Annotated in this window: 20 protein-coding genes and 1 pseudogene; 16 read left to right on the plus strand and 5 right to left on the minus strand. The window is 41.6% G+C overall.

What is annotated here, in order from left to right:
* Positions 1 to 27 precede the first annotated feature (27 nt).
* Together HMPREF3108_RS06925 and HMPREF3108_RS06930 are read right to left on the minus strand one after the other, a co-directional pair.
* Positions 28 to 498, minus strand: coding sequence for a DUF3021 domain-containing protein (locus HMPREF3108_RS06925; protein ID WP_070494057.1), 471 nt, complete (start codon positions 496 to 498; stop codon positions 28 to 30).
* Positions 495 to 934 (minus strand): annotated as a pseudogene (locus HMPREF3108_RS06930) (LytTR family DNA-binding domain-containing protein). Before HMPREF3108_RS06930 ends, HMPREF3108_RS06925 begins: the two are co-directional and overlap by 4 nt.
* Before the next feature lie 184 nt (positions 935 to 1,118).
* On the opposite strand from HMPREF3108_RS06930, the gene mutL reads away from it, so the two are divergent.
* Positions 1,119 to 3,062, plus strand: a complete 1,944-nt coding sequence (gene mutL, locus HMPREF3108_RS06935; RefSeq protein WP_070494060.1) for a DNA mismatch repair endonuclease MutL — start codon at positions 1,119 to 1,121, stop codon at positions 3,060 to 3,062.
* A gap of 35 nt (positions 3,063 to 3,097) precedes the next feature.
* On the opposite strand, the gene HMPREF3108_RS06940 is transcribed toward mutL, so the two are convergent.
* Both HMPREF3108_RS06940 and HMPREF3108_RS06945 read right to left on the minus strand, forming a co-directional pair.
* The gene (locus HMPREF3108_RS06940; RefSeq protein WP_070494063.1) at positions 3,098 to 3,619 is read right to left on the minus strand and encodes an RDD family protein; all 522 of its coding nucleotides are present in this window, start codon (positions 3,617 to 3,619) and stop codon (positions 3,098 to 3,100) included.
* Complete coding sequence (locus tag HMPREF3108_RS06945) at positions 3,603 to 4,109, minus strand: helix-turn-helix domain-containing protein (protein WP_070494066.1); 507 nt, start codon at positions 4,107 to 4,109, stop codon at positions 3,603 to 3,605. Before HMPREF3108_RS06945 ends, HMPREF3108_RS06940 begins: the two co-directional genes overlap by 17 nt.
* 168 nt (positions 4,110 to 4,277) lie before the next feature.
* On the opposite strand from HMPREF3108_RS06945, the gene ruvA reads away from it, so the two are divergent.
* The 3 genes from ruvA to HMPREF3108_RS06960 are packed head-to-tail and all read left to right on the plus strand — an operon-like array spanning position 4,278 to position 6,099.
* Positions 4,278 to 4,871: a Holliday junction branch migration protein RuvA gene (ruvA, locus tag HMPREF3108_RS06950; RefSeq protein ID WP_048779012.1), complete on the plus strand. Its 594-nt coding sequence runs from the start codon at positions 4,278 to 4,280 to the stop codon at positions 4,869 to 4,871.
* A gap of 9 nt (positions 4,872 to 4,880) precedes the next feature.
* A complete protein-coding gene (locus HMPREF3108_RS06955; protein WP_070494069.1) occupies positions 4,881 to 5,435 on the plus strand; it encodes a DNA-3-methyladenine glycosylase I in 555 nt (184 codons plus the stop codon).
* Between the two features lie 4 nt (positions 5,436 to 5,439).
* Complete coding sequence (locus HMPREF3108_RS06960) at positions 5,440 to 6,099, plus strand: CPBP family intramembrane glutamic endopeptidase (RefSeq protein WP_070494072.1); 660 nt, start codon at positions 5,440 to 5,442, stop codon at positions 6,097 to 6,099.
* Positions 6,100 to 6,149: 50 nt separating this feature from the next.
* Here HMPREF3108_RS06960 and HMPREF3108_RS06965 read toward each other — a convergent pair whose 3' ends face one another.
* A complete protein-coding gene (locus tag HMPREF3108_RS06965) occupies positions 6,150 to 6,560 on the minus strand; it encodes a helix-turn-helix domain-containing protein (protein ID WP_070494077.1) in 411 nt (136 codons plus the stop codon).
* Between the two features lie 257 nt (positions 6,561 to 6,817).
* Between HMPREF3108_RS06965 and HMPREF3108_RS06970 the strand changes: the two genes are divergently transcribed.
* The 12 genes from HMPREF3108_RS06970 (at position 6,818) to HMPREF3108_RS07020 (ending at position 17,245) form a co-directional block, all read left to right on the plus strand.
* On the plus strand, positions 6,818 to 8,074 hold the full coding sequence (locus HMPREF3108_RS06970; protein WP_070494080.1) for a competence/damage-inducible protein A: 1,257 nt from the start codon (positions 6,818 to 6,820) through the stop codon (positions 8,072 to 8,074).
* 58 nt (positions 8,075 to 8,132) lie between these two features.
* Positions 8,133 to 9,284 (plus strand): recombinase RecA, encoded by a 1,152-nt coding sequence (gene recA / locus HMPREF3108_RS06975; protein WP_012131014.1) that lies wholly within the window; start codon positions 8,133 to 8,135, stop codon positions 9,282 to 9,284.
* 86 nt (positions 9,285 to 9,370) lie between these two features.
* Entirely contained in the window at positions 9,371 to 9,769 is a 399-nt protein-coding gene (gene spx, locus HMPREF3108_RS06980) for a transcriptional regulator Spx (protein ID WP_008809970.1), read from the plus strand.
* A 147-nt stretch (positions 9,770 to 9,916) separates the two neighbouring features.
* Positions 9,917 to 10,489: an SP0191 family lipoprotein gene (locus tag HMPREF3108_RS06985; RefSeq protein WP_045634773.1), complete on the plus strand. Its 573-nt coding sequence runs from the start codon at positions 9,917 to 9,919 to the stop codon at positions 10,487 to 10,489.
* Positions 10,490 to 10,600: 111 nt separating this feature from the next.
* Positions 10,601 to 10,867 carry an IreB family regulatory phosphoprotein gene (locus HMPREF3108_RS06990; RefSeq protein WP_008809968.1) on the plus strand — a complete coding sequence of 89 codons (267 nt, stop codon included), beginning with the start codon at positions 10,601 to 10,603 and terminating at the stop codon, positions 10,865 to 10,867.
* On the plus strand, positions 10,867 to 11,286 hold the full coding sequence (gene ruvX, locus HMPREF3108_RS06995; RefSeq protein ID WP_012131012.1) for a Holliday junction resolvase RuvX: 420 nt from the start codon (positions 10,867 to 10,869) through the stop codon (positions 11,284 to 11,286). Before HMPREF3108_RS06990 ends, ruvX begins: the two co-directional genes overlap by 1 nt.
* Before the next feature lie 20 nt (positions 11,287 to 11,306).
* Positions 11,307 to 11,618 (plus strand): DUF1292 domain-containing protein, encoded by a 312-nt coding sequence (locus HMPREF3108_RS07000; protein WP_008809966.1) that lies wholly within the window; start codon positions 11,307 to 11,309, stop codon positions 11,616 to 11,618.
* A gap of 250 nt (positions 11,619 to 11,868) precedes the next feature.
* Positions 11,869 to 13,107, plus strand: coding sequence for a bifunctional folylpolyglutamate synthase/dihydrofolate synthase (locus tag HMPREF3108_RS07005; protein WP_045634774.1), 1,239 nt, complete (start codon positions 11,869 to 11,871; stop codon positions 13,105 to 13,107).
* 107 nt (positions 13,108 to 13,214) lie between these two features.
* On the plus strand, positions 13,215 to 13,694 hold the full coding sequence (locus HMPREF3108_RS07010; protein WP_012131010.1) for an SP_0198 family lipoprotein: 480 nt from the start codon (positions 13,215 to 13,217) through the stop codon (positions 13,692 to 13,694).
* A gap of 143 nt (positions 13,695 to 13,837) precedes the next feature.
* Positions 13,838 to 15,343 carry a cardiolipin synthase gene (cls, locus tag HMPREF3108_RS07015; protein ID WP_045634775.1) on the plus strand — a complete coding sequence of 502 codons (1,506 nt, stop codon included), beginning with the start codon at positions 13,838 to 13,840 and terminating at the stop codon, positions 15,341 to 15,343.
* Positions 15,344 to 15,440: 97 nt separating this feature from the next.
* Positions 15,441 to 15,584: a hypothetical protein gene (locus HMPREF3108_RS10840; RefSeq protein WP_012131008.1), complete on the plus strand. Its 144-nt coding sequence runs from the start codon at positions 15,441 to 15,443 to the stop codon at positions 15,582 to 15,584.
* Positions 15,585 to 15,673: 89 nt separating this feature from the next.
* Positions 15,674 to 17,245, plus strand: a complete 1,572-nt coding sequence (locus HMPREF3108_RS07020) for a competence-induced protein Ccs4 (protein ID WP_048809603.1) — start codon at positions 15,674 to 15,676, stop codon at positions 17,243 to 17,245.
* Positions 17,246 to 17,265 lie beyond the last annotated feature (20 nt).

Here is a 17,265-nt window from a genome sequence, read left to right on the forward strand (position 1 = left end):
GTTCAAATTTGAACTGTTTTTTATTTCTCACGATTTGCTAGACAAACTACTGTTAATTTTTTGAATTTTGCGGTAGGTGTGGTAGTAGATGACGCCTGAAATGATTAGATAGATGAGGGTAAATTCCCCGACAGCAGTCAGTGTCAGGCTAATTATTTTTTCTCTTGGGAAAAATCCGGCTAGATTTGCCAAAAGTGCAAAGGTCAGAATCATCACGCCATAGTGGCTGACGACGGAGCGCAGGATGCTCCAGTCTCTTTGGAAGAAGCTTCCGCTCCATCTGAAAATAGCTCCCATGATAAACCAGATAAGCAGGCAGTAGAGCATAATGAGGGAAACATGGACATGCTGGCTCAAAAAGAAGTGGCCGATAGGAGAGCGAGGGTGCAGCGGTAGATAAGCTGGATTGTAAAAATAAGAAATGATCATGGAGGAAAAGAGACCGATGAAAATCCCTCCAATTCCTCCGAAAAAGAGTTCTTTAAGACGAGTTTTCATAATTGCAACCTTTCTTTGATAGATTTAAGATAGCGACGGGACGAGTATGTCTGATCACCGTTTTTCAGAAATATTTGAATCAGGCCATTTGGAGTCAGCTTGAGGTGGCTGATTTGTCGGCTGTGATAATTTCCGACTGAGAAATCTGCAGAAAATAGTCCGGCAGGACCTGTAGCAACTGATAAAGAGCTTGTTGAGCTCGATAGCCGTCTTTTGCTGTTCGGACCTGAATATAACGATTTTCTGTATAGATTCGGTGGATTTCTTTAGCATCCAGTAGATAGATTTCGTCTTCTTTCTTGACATGAATCTTGTCTTCTTTGCCTAGATGTTGAGCAAAGTGGACCAATTCCTGAATGCTTTCGGTCATGAGTCGAGCCTCAATGCTGACGGAGTCTTCGGTGACTTGAGAATCGATTCTTAGCTTAACTTTCATAACTTCCTCCTTTCGCCTTTATTAAACCGCAACTTGGCAGCGAAAACAAGCCCTTTTGTCTATGTGGAAGCTATTTGTGTCTATCTGGTTTGTCTTGTGAGCAGAGTGGTTGAGAAAAGGCTGCCTTCTGATAGAAAGAGCCCAATGTGTTATAATAGATAGCAGAACAAATACGGAGAAAAAGATGTCAAAAATTATCGAACTTCCAGAAATTCTAGCCAATCAGATTGCGGCTGGTGAGGTCATTGAGCGACCTAGCAGCGTGGTCAAGGAGCTGGTGGAAAATTCAATTGATGCGGGTGCTAGCCAAATTACCATCGAAATCGAGGAGGCTGGACTCAAGAGCATTCAGGTAACGGATAATGGTGAAGGTATAGATTACGAAGATGTCCCTCTGGCTCTTCGACGCCATGCTACCAGTAAAATCAAGAAGCAGGCGGATCTCTTTCGGATTCGGACACTGGGTTTTCGTGGCGAGGCCATTCCTTCCATTGCTTCTGTCTCGCGTTTTACCATTGAGACTGCAACAGAAAATGGCCAGCACGGGACTTTGCTAGTTACCCAAGGCGGTGAGATAGAAGAGCACGAGCCTACCAGCAGTCCAGTGGGAACGAAAATCAAGATAGAAGATCTTTTCTTCAATACTCCCGCCCGGCTCAAGTATATGAAGAGCCAGCAGGCTGAGCTGTCCCATATCGTTGATGTGATTAATCGGCTCAGTCTGGCCCATCCGGAAGTAGCTTTCACCCTTATCAGTGACGGCCGCGAAATGACACGGACTGCCGGCAGTGGCAATCTGCGTCAGGCTATTGCAGGCATCTATGGTCTGGCAACAGCCAAGAAAATGGTGGAAATCTCTGCTTCAGATCTGGACTTTGAAGTGAGCGGCTATGTCAGTCTGCCTGAACTGACTCGCGCGAATCGGAATTATATTACGATTCTCATTAACGGCCGCTATATCAAGAATTTCCTGCTCAATCGTGCTATTTTGGACGGCTACGGCAGCAAGCTTATGGTAGGCCGCTTTCCACTAGCAGTCATCAATATCCAGATTGATCCCTATCTGGCCGATGTCAATGTCCATCCGACCAAGCAAGAGGTGAGGATTTCTAAAGAGCGCGAACTCATGGCCTTGATTTCGCAAGCCATTGCGACCAGTCTCAAGGAGCAAGACCTTATCCCAGATGCTTTGGAAAATCTAGCCAAATCAACTGTTAAGCGTGCGACTAAACCCGAACAGACCAGTCTTCCTCTGAAAGAAAATCGCCTCTACTACGATAAGGAGCGGAATGACTTCTTCCTCAAACCAGAGGTGGCAGAGCAGCAGTTATCCTTTGAAGAGTCAGCAAAGCCTGTTCATCAAGCGACAGATGAAAAATCAGAACCGCAACCGACTTCGGTCAAATTCGCAGAGAGAAAGCCAGCCAGCTATGAACAACTAGACCATCCAGAGCTAGACCAGGCCAGTCTGGAGCGGGCTGTGGATAAGTTGGGACAGGAAGAGAAATCAAGCTTCCCAGAGTTAGAATATTTCGGCCAGATGCATGGCACCTATCTCTTTGCTCAGGGCAAGGGCGGTCTTTACATTATTGACCAGCATGCTGCTCAAGAGCGGGTCAAGTATGAGTATTATCGGGAGAAGATTGGGGATGTGGACAATAGCCAGCAGCAGCTCTTAGTGCCCTATATCTTTGAATTTCCAGCGGACGATATGTTGCGAATCAAGCAGCGGATGAAGCTGTTAGAAGATGCTGGCATCTTTTTAGAAGAGTACGGAGCCAACCAATTTATCCTCCGCGAGCATCCCATTTGGTTCAAGGAAGAGGAGATTGAAGCCGGCATCTATGAGATGTGCGATATGCTTCTCCTGACCAAGGAAGTTTCCATCAAGAAATATCGAGCAGAGCTAGCCATTATGATGAGCTGCAAACGCTCCATCAAGGCCAATCACGGTCTGGATGACTACTCTGCGCGTGACTTGCTCTTTCAGCTGTCCCAGTGTGACAATCCTTATAACTGCCCACACGGTCGGCCGGTCTTGGTCAACTTTACCAAGTCAGATATGGAAAAAATGTTCCGTCGCATTCAGGAAAATCATACTAGCCTACGTGAGTTGGGGAAATACTAAACTTTATAGAAGATCAAACAGCCCTAGTCATAGAACTAGAGCTGTTTTGAATTTTTGAGCTGAACTTGCGTTCCAGCAAGCAAATCAGCTGGATGGCGTTTGTCCTTGCGAAGTAGTCCCATCAGCAGGAAAATCAGGAAGAGAATCCCTGCTGAAGTTGACAAGAAAATTGACAGGGCATCTGCTTGATAAGCACTACGGATAGCTCCCATATGTCCCAGCTGCCAAGGGAAAAACTTGATAGCAGAGCGCAAAAGGCTGTGGGAAAGGCTCCTATGTTTGTAAACCAACTGTAAACCTGCCCAACGCTTGCCAAGACTTCCTTTTCGATAGTCTAGCCAAGCAAAGATGATAGTTAGAGGCAGGACGGAGCTAGAAAAAGCCAGAAGTTGGCTCTGAGCTTCAGTGAATGCAGGAATGCCTCCTAAAACCAGATAGTAAAAACCCATAGCTAGTAAAAAAAGAGCAATGAGGTAGCCTGAGATGAAGAGCCAGTCTCCAATCAGCTCTTTCAGACGAGTTTTGACAGGTATGGGATTGTCAGTTTTCAGCTTCATCTTGAGCACCTTCTTTCTTAGAATCCTCATCAAGGCCTATAACCTTGTCCAGATACTTTTTCTTAATTTTTAGCGCCTTGTTAATAGCCATTGCTGATGCGATTAAGAGGAAAAAGGTCAACCAGACCAGCGCAGTGAATTTTGCTGGAAAGCTAGAACCTGCGAAAAAGAGAAAGATAGCCAGGGCTGATACAAAAATATACAAAACCTGCCAGAAGCCATAAGATTTCACTTCTTTGTAGTAGCGATCTTTTTCGTCTTCTGAGAGGACGGGTTTTATTTCTGGCTTGTCGCTGTCTTCTAAAAGCAGATAATCTGTCGTCACTTGGAAAATCTTGCTCAGTTCTACAATTTTTTCGAGTTCTGGCAGCGCTTGGCCAGACTCCCACTTAGAAATGCTCTGGCGAGAGACATTGATTTGTTCAGCCAGTTTTTCTTGTGACCAGCCTTTTTCTTTTCTTAGTTCAAATAATTTATCAGCGAGTTTCATCGTGACGGCCTCCTTTTCTTTGCTAACTCTATCCTAACAGCTTTTAGTTATCTTGAGAATACAGCTTCCTGTACATTTTGTCAACCATCGGTTGCACTTCTGTTTGCAGTTTCCAGACAGAAAATATGATATACTAGATAGGCAAAATGATACAAAAAGAAGGAAGATATGTACGAATATTTTAAAGGAATTATTAGCAAAATTACAGCTAAATACATTGTATTGGAAGTCAACTCTATCGGCTATATTCTTCATGTGGCCAACCCCTATGCATACTCAGGGCGTCTTCATCAGGAAGCTAAGGTCTATGTGCACCAGGTGGTGAGAGAAGACGCGGAGCTTCTGTACGGCTTTGCGACCGAGGAGGAGAAGCAACTTTTTCTCAGCTTGATCTCAGTCTCAGGTATTGGCCCAGTGTCTGCTCTGGCTATTATTGCGGCTGATGATAATGCTGGCTTGGTACAAGCCATTGAGCAGAAAAACATCACCTACCTGACCAAGTTTCCTAAGATTGGTAAGAAAACAGCCCAGCAGATGGTGCTAGACTTGGAAGGTAAGGTGGTAATAGCTGGTGACGATCTTTCTGCCAAGGCTGCAGTGCAAGCTAGCAATGAAAACCAAGAACTGGAAGAAGCCATGGAAGCTATGCTGGCTCTGGGTTACAAGGCTGCTGAGCTCAAGAAAATCAAGAAATTCTTTGAAGGAACGACGGATACAGCAGAAAACTATATCAAGTCTGCTCTTAAGATGTTGGTGAAATAGGAGAAAGTTATGACTAAACGCTGCGGTTGGGTAAAGATGAACAACCCTTTATATGTGGCCTATCATGATGAGGAGTGGGGCAAACCCCTCCATGATGATCAGAAATTATTTGAATTGCTCTGCATGGAGACTTATCAGGCTGGACTTTCTTGGGAGACTATTCTGAATAAACGCCAGGCTTTTCGGGAAGCTTTTCATTTCTATGATGCCCAGAAAATTTCTCAGATGACAGATGCAGATCTGGATAATTTGTTGGGCAATCCTGACATCATCCGTAACAAGATGAAAATTTATGCGACCAGGGCTAATGCCCAAGCTTTTTTGGCTGTTCAAAAGCAGTTTGGCTCTTTTAATGACTATATCTGGTCTTTTGTAGATTTCAAAACGATTGACAATCAAATCATTCATTACAAGGAAGCCCCTACTAAGACAGAGCTGTCAGAAACTATGTCCAAGGCGCTGAAAAAGCAAGGCTTCAAATTTGTCGGTCCTGTCTGTGTCTATTCATTCCTAGAAGCAGCTGGCCTTATCAATGACCATGAAAATGATTGTGATTGGAAGTAGAACAATGAAAACAAGAAAATTTCTCCTTATTTTTATTTATCTATATACCATTTTATTCCTAGGTGGAGGGTTGCAGCTTATTGGACAAAAATGGCTGAATTATCCAGTATATTTCCTTTTGTTTGTTTTGGGGATTTTAGCTTATCGGGAGGAATTGCAGAAGCAGCTTTCTTTGATTCTGCCTAAGAAGAAGGATTTCCTTAAGACAATTTCCTTGTATATGGTACTTGTTTTTCTCTTGACAATTGCGAGCAACCTGCTTTCAGCACTGATTAAACAGAGTCTAGGCTTGCCCCTGCAGGGACAGAATGATGCTAGTATTCAAGTTGCGCTTTTAGAAAATCCTTATCTGTTCTTACTTGTCGGTTGTTTTATTGGACCAGTTGTGGAAGAGCTCTTCTTCCGTCGCTTTTTCCTAGGTACCTTCTTGGCAAAATTCTCTAACTGGATAGGTATTGTGTTAACGACCTTTCTATTTGCTATCCTTCATATGCATAGCTGGGCATTGTCAGAGTGGGTGACAGCAATTTCCTATCTTGGTGGAGGCTTGCTTTACACTTTGCTGTATCTAAAAAAGGACAAGAATATCTGGTATCCAATTGCCCTCCATTGTTGTAACAATATTATTGCTTTCATCATTACTTTATTGTCGATAAATAAATGAAAACCTAGAAATTCCAGACCTCTAGGTTTTTTGTTATTCTCTTTATCTCCTCATTCTTCCTTCTGCATCCAAATCTTTTCCTTGATAAAGATGTGAAGCTCGTAGAAAAGCATAAAAAGGGTGGAGATGTGGAAGCCAGCCATAAAGATATGGTGGAAGTAAGCAAAGACACCAATATAAACCAAGATGGAAAAAATGTAGAGGATGACTAAATAATGCCATTTCTTAGCCTTACTGTCTTCGATGACCTTTTTCTCTAAGCGCCCATCCTCCTTGATGAGTGTGTCAAGGCTGATATTAAACTCCCGACTGATAGCAATGAGATTTCCAATATCGGGGATACCTTTTTCGCTTTCCCAGCGGGCAATGGCGGAGCGGGAAACTTTGAGCCTTTCCGCCAAGGCCTCCTGAGTGAGTTGATTTTGTTGACGAATATCCTTGAGAACTTGAGAAATTTTCATAATGGTCTCCTTTCTTTAAATTAAAATATTTAGATGATTTCCTTTTTTTCATCTTCATTATAAAAATAATGAAACCATTTCCCTAACAATACAGTTATTCTCCATAACAGATAACTTTTCAAAAGTTTTCCACAACATGTTGACAAGTCTGTCAAGCAAGTTGACAAACTATTTAACTTCTTAAAATGAAAATCAACTTTTTTGCTTGTTTTTGTGATAAAATAAAGCCAATTCCGAATAGTAAGGTAGGAGGTTCTATGAAAGCAGAAATTATTGCTGTGGGCACAGAGATTCTGACGGGTCAGATTGTCAATACCAATGCCCAATTTTTATCTGAAAAACTAGCGAGTCTGGGGATTGATGTCTATTTTCAGACAGCTGTGGGGGACAATGAAAGTCGTCTCCTCTCAATCCTAGAGATTGCAAAAGGACGAAGTAATCTGATTATTCTGACAGGAGGCTTGGGGCCAACAGAGGATGATTTGACCAAGCAGACCTTGGCTAAGTTTTTAGGTCGAGAGTTGAGTTTCGACCCTGATGCTGTGGAAAAGTTGGATCGTTTTTTTGCCAGCCGACCAGATTATGCTCGAACGCCCAACAATGAGCGTCAGGCCCAGCTGGTTGAAGGGTCAACTCCTTTACCAAATGCGACTGGTTTAGCTGTTGGCGGTTTAGTAGAAGTTGATGGGGTGACTTATGTAGTTCTGCCTGGTCCGCCTAGCGAGCTCAAACCCATGGTCAATAACGAGTTGGTTCCCCTCTTATCCACAGGCCAGAAATTGTATTCACGGGTACTGCGCTTCTTTGGTATCGGCGAGAGTCAGCTAGTGACAATTTTGTCAGAGATGATTGATCAGCAAAGTGACCCCACCATTGCTCCTTATGCAAAGACAGGGGAGGTTACGCTACGACTGTCCACAAAGGCCTTGAGTCAGGCAGAAGCTGACACCAAGTTTGATGCTGTGGAAAAGGAAATTTTGTCACATAAGACTTTTGAAGACCAGTCTCTGTCAGAGATTTTCTATGGTTATGGGGATGACAATTCCTTGGCTCAGGTGGCTTTTGACTTGCTAAAGAGTCAAGGAAAGACGATTTCAGCAGCAGAGAGTCTGACAGCAGGTCTCTTCCAAGCAACCTTGGCAGATTTTGCTGGAGCTTCAGCTATTTTTTCAGGTGGCTTCGTCACCTATAGCATGGAGGAAAAGAGCCGGATGCTGGACATTCCGCTGGGAGAGCTGGAGGAACATGGGGTTGTTTCAGCTTTTACGGCTGGGAAAATGGCAGAGCAGGCTAGAAAGCTGACCGAAAGCGACTTAGCTGTTAGTCTGACAGGTGTGGCTGGACCAGATTCACTAGAAGGCCATCCAGCCGGAACTGTTTTTATTGGCTTGGCTAGTGCTACAGGAACGGAAACGATTAAGGTCAATATTGCTGGACGTAGCCGGCGAGATGTACGAAAAATCGCTGTTCTGCACGCCTTTAACCTAGTGCGAAAGACTTTATTAAATAGTTAATTTTTGGTATAATCAAAAGATAGCCAAAAGATATTTTTAGAAAAAATAGGAGAAATTAATGGCAAAGAAACAAAAGAATCTAGATGATATTACAAAAAAATTCGGAGACGAACGCCAAAAGGCTTTGGACAACGCCCTGAAGAACATTGAAAAGGACTTCGGTAAGGGAGCGATTATGCGCCTGGGCGAGCGAGCAGAACAAAAGGTTCAAGTCATGAGCTCAGGATCTTTGGCCTTGGATATCGCCCTTGGTGCCGGTGGTTATCCTAAGGGACGTATCATTGAAATCTACGGTCCAGAGTCTTCTGGTAAGACGACTGTTGCCCTTCATGCTGTTGCTCAAGCGCAAAAAGAGGGTGGTATTGCAGCCTTTATTGATGCAGAGCATGCTTTGGATCCATCTTACGCGGCTGCTCTAGGTGTAAATATTGATGAGCTGTTGCTATCTCAACCAGATTCTGGTGAGCAAGGTTTGGAAATTGCAGGGAAATTGATTGACTCTGGTGCAGTTGATTTAGTTGTCATTGACTCGGTTGCAGCTCTTGTACCACGTGCGGAAATCGATGGAGATATCGGTGATAGCCACGTTGGTTTGCAAGCTCGGATGATGAGTCAGGCCATGCGTAAACTGTCTGCTTCTATCAACAAAACAAAAACAATTGCCATCTTTATCAACCAACTTCGCGAAAAAGTTGGGGTTATGTTCGGAAATCCTGAAACAACACCAGGTGGCCGTGCCTTGAAATTCTATGCTTCTGTCCGTTTGGATGTTCGTGGAAATACTCAAATTAAAGGAACTGGTGACGCTAAGGATACAAACGTTGGTAAGGAAACCAAGATTAAGGTCGTGAAAAACAAGGTAGCTCCGCCATTTAAAGAAGCCTTCGTGGAAATCATGTACGGAGAAGGAATTTCTAAAACTGGTGAACTTATCAAGATTGCAACAGACTTGAATATCATCAAAAAAGCAGGTGCTTGGTATTCTTATAATGATGAGAAGATTGGTCAAGGTTCTGAAAATGCCAAGAAATATTTGGCTGATCACCCAGAAGTCTTTGACGAAATCGACCGTCAAGTCCGTGTCCGTTTTGGCTTGATTGAAGATGATCAAGAAGGGGAAGCAACTGCGGCTGAAACAACAGGGAAAATCACTGAAAACATTGAAGAAGTAACACTTGAACTAGACGATGCTATAGAGATCGAGGAATAATTTTTCCAAAATAGGTCGCAAGACCGATGGTTTTTATGGTATAATAGACTACGATAGTAGTATCGGGTAGTGAAAGGAGTCCTTACATGATTACAATTTACACAGTTTCAAGTTGTACAAGCTGTAAGAAAGCAAAGACCTGGCTTAATGCCCATCAATTAACTTATAAAGAACAAAACCTCGGTAAAGAGGGAATCACAAAAGAAGAAATTTTAGATATTTTGACCAAAACTGAAAATGGCGTTGCAAGCATTGTCTCTTCTAAAAATCGCTATGCAAAAGGTCTTGGTGTTGATATTGAAGATTTAAGTGTGAGTGAAGTGATTGATATTATCATGGAAACCCCACGTATCTTGAAAAGCCCTATCTTGGTTGACGATAAACGCCTCCAAGTTGGCTATAAAGAAGATGACATTCGTGCCTTTCTTCCACGTTCTGTTCGTAACGTTGAAAATGCAGAGGCGCGTTTGAGAGCAGCTCTATAAAATAGCCCATTATAAAGAAAAAAGGAGTCTGAACAAGCCGATTTGCTAGTGGTAGTGAATGGGCGAGTTTTCAGACCCTTTTTACTTTACGAATCTAGCGTTGACAGGAGTTATGAGTGTGGTAAAATAGGCGTAGGAGGCTAAAAAATGAAAAAGATAGTGCTATTGTTAGGCCTTGTTTTACTTGCACTGACGGCCTGTGGTCAGAAAAAATCACATACTGCTTCGTCCGCTTCAACTTCTGAAGATAAGTTGGATACAACCTTGCCGATTATTTCAAATGCGGAAAAGAACACAGTAGTAACAAAGACCTTGGTCTTTCCAAAAACTGAGAATGGCTCACAGCAAAAGCAGGTAGTGACTTATAAAGACGAGCAATTTTTAAGTTTAAGTATAGAGCAGGTTAGTCCAAATGCAGATGATTTAAAGCAAGCGATAAAGGAATATGGTGTAGAAGAAGCTCAAGCAGTACTCAATAGATCCTTGGAAGCAGATGAACATTATCAACAAGTAAAGGATTTACCAGGTTTCTCTATGTCCTTACAGATTTTAAATGAGAATGAGCTCAAGCGTGTGACTAATCTGGATTTTCAAACCTTGGATGTAGATAAGGCTGCAGAAACAGAATATTTAAAAGCTTTAAAGCTAAAAGAACTGCTGAAGATGAATCCAGCTCAGTATGTTGAAAATCAACTTTTGAATGGCGCAAAAGAAGAATAGTAGAAGACCGTCATTTTTGCTTATTTTATGGGCTGATATTGATTTGTAACATTTGTGAAAAGATCTGAAATATGGTATAATAATAATATTCTAACGAAAGAGGGTGTAATTGTGGGATTTACAGATGAAACAGTACGTTTTAATCTCGACGATTCAAATAAAAAAGAGATTAGCGAAACGTTGACGGATGTTTATACATCGCTGAATGAAAAAGGCTACAATCCAATCAATCAAATCGTTGGGTATGTTCTCAGTGGGGATCCTGCGTACGTACCTCGTTATAACAATGCTCGCAATCAGATTCGCAAATATGAACGAGATGAAATTGTTGAAGAATTGGTTCGTTATTATTTGAAAGGGCAGGGCATCGATCTTTAATGAGAATTATGGGATTGGATGTGGGCTCTAAAACAGTGGGAGTAGCTATTAGTGACCCGCTTGGCTTTACAGCTCAGGGTTTGGAAATTATCCAGATCAATGAAGATCAGGAAGAGTTTGGTTTTGAGCGCCTTGGTGAGCTTGTTGCTGAATACAAGGTTGATAAGTTTGTCATCGGTCTTCCTAAAAATATGAATAATACTAGCGGTCCCCGTGTAGAAGCCAGTCAGGCCTACGGAGCTAAGGTGACAGAGTTGTTTGGCTTGCCGGTTGAGTATCAAGATGAGCGCTTAACAACAGTGGCAGCTGAGCGAATGCTAATTGAGCAAGCAGATGTTAGCCGGAACAAACGCAAAAAAGTGATTGATAAATTAGCGGCCCAGCTGATTTTACAGAATTATTTAGATAGAAATTATTAGAAAGATTGAGGGAGATGAATATGGCACATGATCATAACCATGACCACGAACATGAAGAGCGCGAATTGATTACTTTGGTGGATGAGCAAGGCAATGAAACCTTGTTTGAAATTCTCTTGACCATTGACGGTATGGAAGAATTTGGAAAAAATTATGTACTTCTTGTACCAGCTAATGCTGAAGAAGATGAAAATGGTGAAGTTGAAATTCAAGCATACTCATTCACAGAAAATGAAGATGGAACTGAAGGTGACCTTCAGCCTATTCCAGAAGATGCTGAAGAAGAATGGAATATGATTGAAGAAGTTTTCAACAGCTTCATGGAAGAGTAAGAGTATTTCAGCCTTTGTCAAATAAAAAAGCAAGGCAAATCTAGAGACTGCCTCAGTTCGCTCAATGAGCGAGGCTGGTTTAGATGTTCTGGATAGATTAATTTTGTTCTGGTTAAAAGGGACGAATACTTAAATTTGTTAAACAGATAGTTTATTGTTAACTCGGAGTCTCAAACGTAAGCTATATGATTAATTGAAAAAAGAGAGCTGGTTGATCATTCACTCGGCTCTCTTTTTACTAGGAGTAAAGATGGAGAAGATAGAAAACTGGCTGGACAGCCGAATCGGACTAAATTTTCGGACTGGACTTGGTAGAATGGAGCAGGCAATCCGTTTGCTTGGTCATCCAGAAAAAGCCTACCCAACGATTCATGTAACTGGAACGAATGGTAAAGGATCAACAGTAGCCTTTTTGCAAAACTTATTTGACCAACATCAAAAGAAAGTTGGGACTTTTACTTCACCTCATATGGAGACTGTTCATGATCGGATTTGCTTAAATGGGCAGCCGATTTCGGAGAGTGATTTCTCTAGGTTGGGTGATCAAGTGCGCAAGATGGAGCAAAACGCACTGTTGCCCCAGGATCAACTCTCTTATTTTGAAATCCTCAGTTTAATCGCCTTTTTGTATTTTGCAGAGCAAGAGGTGGATGTAGCCTTGATTGAGGTGGGGATAGGTGGTTTGCTAGATACAACGAATGTCATCACAGGAAGTGTCTCAGTCATTACATCGATTGGCCTTGATCATCAGGAAACCTTGGGAACGACACTTGAGGAGATTGCAGAGCAAAAAGCAGGGATTTTTAAAGTAGGCAGTCCTGCTGTTATCGGTCCTTTGCCAGAAGTTGCGCGACAAGTTTGTCGAGAGCGGGCAAAGGAGTTGAATATCGACTTATATGAGTATGGCCAAGATTTTTCTCTCGAGAACAAGGAACTTCGGGCTCGTGACTTCTCTTGGCTAGATGTAGAATTAGGCTTGTCAGGGACCTACCAAGAAGAAAATGCGACTGTAGCTGTGGAAGCTTTTCTTTTATTTATGGAGCGCCAGTCATGGAATCTAGATCTGAGTTTAGTAAAAAAAGCTTTAGCTCAAACTAGCTGGGCAGGCCGTTTGGAAAAAGTCTGCGATGGCATTTATTTAGATGGAGCCCATAATCTTCCTGCAGTTGAGCGCTTGGTCGAGTTTATTAAGCAAGAAAAGGGCAAAGAAGTTTTGATCTTGTTTGGGGCTTTAAAGCGAAAAGATTATTCGGAAATGCTTCATTATTTGCAAGAGGAACTACCTCAGGCAAGTTTATTTCTGACTAGTTTTTCATATGGTGAAACAATAGGCGAGCAAGAAGCAGGGCAACTTCCCTTTATCAGGGATTATAGAAATTTTCTAAAAGACTATTTGCAGGATGATAATCCTCATCGTTTATTGTTTGTAACTGGGTCTCTCTATTTCATTGCGGAGGTACGTCAGTTTTTAAAAGGAGAGATAAATTGACGGTTGGAAAAGGTCTTTGTTATAATGAGGATGGAACTAGCAAAAAGTAGGCAAAACATACTTCTGTGCCAGCTCTAAAACCCCCTATGATTAAAGGAGGAAGGATTATGACTTTTTCAAAAAAAGCGACGATTTTATCCCTAACAGCTATAGTAGCTTTTGCTTTGGCAGCTTGTAGCAATGGCAATAATCAAACTCAGCCCTCTCAAGCCAGTCAAGCTAATTCTTCAGTGTCTTCAAGTTCGACATCAACTTCAACTTCTGCTTCAAGTTCAAGTAGTGCAACGACTTCGACCTCTTCTTCGTCAGCAACAACAGCTGCAAGTACAGAATTGGACGGGACCTATACAGCTACGCATGAAGGCGATCAATTGACCCTGACAATTTCGTCTGGTAAAGGAACTTTAACTACCTTGGAGCGAGATGGTGAGAAAGAAATCGAACAAGTCGAAATTGATAGCACAAATCAGCGAATGATTATTGGAGACGATGTTCATCGCTACTATATCAATGGCAATCAGCTGACTGTTGAAGATATTGATCAAGAGCAGGATCAAGATGACACAATTGTCTTCACTAAACAATAAGGCTTCACAAGACTGGGGACTCCAGTCTTTTTTAATTTCTATCAGAAGGTCAATCTGTTTTTGCTTGATTTATTGAGAAGGCCCCGCTATACTTAAATATAAGAAAATTGAGGAGTGGGTGTGTGAGAAAGTTTCGCTTATTGATGTCAAAATATGGTTTCAGCATCATTGTCATGCTATTGGAACTCTTCTTTATATTTTGGCTTTTCTTTTATTTAGGTGAAATTAATAAGGATTTATGGATTCTTGTAGTCACCTTATTAACAGTTGGTACGATTTTTTCGATTGTCAATCGTTCTATGACACCTGAAAGCAAAGTAACCTGGCTTTTGGTTACTTTTATCCCAGTTGTAGGGCCTCTGATTTATCTCATGTTTGGAGAACGCAGGCTGTCTCGGAAAGAAATGAAGCAGTTGCGCAGCATGGACTCCATGAAGTTTCGTGAGGACAATAGTTATGAGCTGAGATTGGACCTGAAAAAGAAAAATAAATCAGCTTTTGGGATAGTTAAGTCCTTGCTTAGTATGGACCATAATGCGGATGTTTACGATGGGACTGCGTCTCAGTATTTTGCTCTGGGAGAAGATATGTATGCTGCTATTTTAGAAGACCTGAAATCAGCAGAAAAATTCATCTTTCTGGAATACTATATTATCGAAGAAGGCAAGATGTGGAATAGTATTCTGGAGATTTTGAAGGAAAAGGCTGCTCAAGGAGTAGAAATCAAGCTTCTCTATGATGACATTGGCTGTATGGCGACTTTACCAGGAGATTATACAGAAACTTTACGTTCCTTTGGGATTAATGCACATAAGTTCAATAAGGTGATCCCGCGTATGACGGTGGCCTACAACAACCGAGATCATCGTAAAATTCTAGTGATTGATGGTCAGATTGGCTACACAGGTGGTATCAATATGGCTGACGAATACATTAATCATATTGTCCGCTTCGGCCATTGGAAAGATGGCGGGATTCGCTTAGATGGTCGGGCCGTTAAGGCGTTGACCAGGCTTTTTCTAATGAATTGGTACATCAACCGAGGTGAAATTACGGATTTTGATAAGTATCATTTAGAAAACAAAGCGGTAGAAGGCGAGGGGCTCTATATTCCATATGGGAGCGGACCTAAGCCTATGTACCGAACACAGGTCGGGAAAAATGTTTACCAGAATATTATCAGCCAGGCAACGGACTATGTCTATATCACCAGTCCTTATTTGATTATCGACTATGACTTAACTGAAAATATAAAGAATGCTGCCATGCGGGGAGTGGATGTTCGGATTGTCACGCCTTATATTACAGATAAGAAGCTTATTCAACCGATTACCCGAGGATCTTATCGTGAGCTTTTAGAGGCCGGGGTGCGCATTTACGAATACACACCAGGCTTTGTTCATAGTAAGAATGTGATCGCGGACGATGAACTAGCAGTAGTAGGCACCATAAACTTTGACTACCGTAGCTTGGTCCATCATTATGAGAATGCTGTGCTTTTATATAAAGTACCTGCTTTAGCAGACATAAAAGCCGATTTTGAGAATATTTTTGAGGTGTCAACAGAGGTTCATGACGGTGTCTTTAAATCTACTTGGTACCAAAATCTTCTGAAAGAGATCGTTCAGCTTTTTGCGCCAATGCTTTGATCATGATAAACCTAATGAGAAGGATTTGTTTTACCCTATTGAGGGTACAAATTTCCTTCTCATTTTTTTACGAATAAAAAAGTAAAAGGAATTTTTCATGAAATTAGAGTTTGTTCAAAGAAAAGCAGAAAGGCCGTTTTCAAAAATCTACCTAAGGTTTCGGGAATTAGAAACCTTGGCAAAGTCTAAAGCGACCAAAGACAAGCAGGTCTTAAAGCTAGAAGTAGATTCTGCCAAGTAGGCCAATCTTTTGAGAGGTGTGTAAAAGGAAAACTGACAGACAGAAGACTTTTTGATATACTAGTAAAGACTATATTGAGGAGAGTTATTATGTTTGATGAATTCGACAATCAAGAGGCAGAAGTGCAACTTGAAGCGAAAATAGAAGAAAAAAAAGAACAAGAAATCCAGCCAGAAGATGAGAAAGCAGGAGTACAACTTCGAGAAGAAAGCTTGAAGCCTGCGAGCATTCCTTTTGGGCATTTGCTATTCTGGAGTTTCATAGCTAGCTTCTTCAGCGTGGCCAATCCCTTATTTACCTCATTGGCGACAAATCTACAGACGCAAAATCTATATGCCGGCTGGGCAATGACCCAGGGTCAAGTAGCTTACGGTCAATTTTATGGTACGAGTGGCATGTTGTACTATGTGATAGCATGGTTGGGCAATCTCTTTATGGGAAGTCTTCTTTTTGCTGTCCTGCAATTTTTAGCACTCTTTATAGCTGGAATTTTCCTTTTTCAATTTATCTATCAAATGACTGGAAAAAAGGTTCTGGCGCAGCAACTGCTTCCGCTTTTTTATCTCTTGGTCATAACTCTTGGTTTTGGTGGCCTGTATGCAAGTATTTTTGTCCTTCCTTTTATTATGTGGAGCCTAAATTTCTTAACTCGCTATGTCAATGATCGAGTGGGGGATAATGGTTTCATCTTGCTGGGAGCTATTGGAGCCTTGGCTTTCATGGTGGATCCATTCACTAGTATTGTCTTCTATGGTTTAGTTTTTCTTGTTTGGACCATTTTTCATATTGCCCGTAAACGCTTGTCCCGAGGATTTTATCAATTTTTAGCTAGTTTACTTGGTTTTTCACTGGTCTTTTATCCGCTGGGATATTACACTGTTTGGAAGGGAACTTTTGGTGTAGCCATTAGCCAAGTGACGTACAGCTTTGAAAGTTTGGGCTTACAAGTATCCGATCTTCCTACTTTACTCATAATGGGCGGCCTGTTTGTTGGTCTTGGTTTCTTAACAGCCTTGATTATGGGATTGGTGTCTTCAGTAGATAAAAATGCAAAGCCTTTCCGATATTTGGGGGTTTTAGGAATTTTAACTCTGTTCTTAGTAAATATCTTTCTGCCAAGCCATGGAAATTTCCAGTTATTGCCTATGATTCCTTTTGCCATGATTCTCTTGGCGATTTGGTTTAACAAGAATTTTTCAGAAGGACGTCATACGAGAAAAAGACGGACTCCTTCTATTTGGAAAAATTATTTTGTTGGAAATTTATTTTTACCTGTGTTAGCGATGGTCTTTCTAGTCGCATCACCAGTTGTTCAACGCTATCTATTAGCTGGTGAGGAAGAAGCAGAAAGGGCTGTGGTTAGCAAGTATATCCGTGAGGAGTCGGCTAAGGACGATAAAATCTATGCTTGGGACAGCACAGCTAGCCTCTACCAATCAACCGGCCGTTTGTCTGCGGCAACCATCCTAAGTCCTAAATTATACTTAGATACCGAAGAGAATAAGATTTTATTAGGAAATCAGCTAGATTCGAATCTACCACGCTATATTGTGGTTAACAAAAAAGTCCCTCTACTAGGGAAAGTAAAAAAAATAATATCTTCAAATTATAAGAAAATTGGCCTAGATACTAGCCAGTTCAAGCTTTACGAGCTTAAATAATATTATCAATATCTTGTGTT

The sequence above is a fragment of the Streptococcus sp. HMSC10A01 genome (assembly GCF_001807785.1).
Lineage (GTDB): Bacteria > Bacillota > Bacilli > Lactobacillales > Streptococcaceae > Streptococcus > Streptococcus gordonii.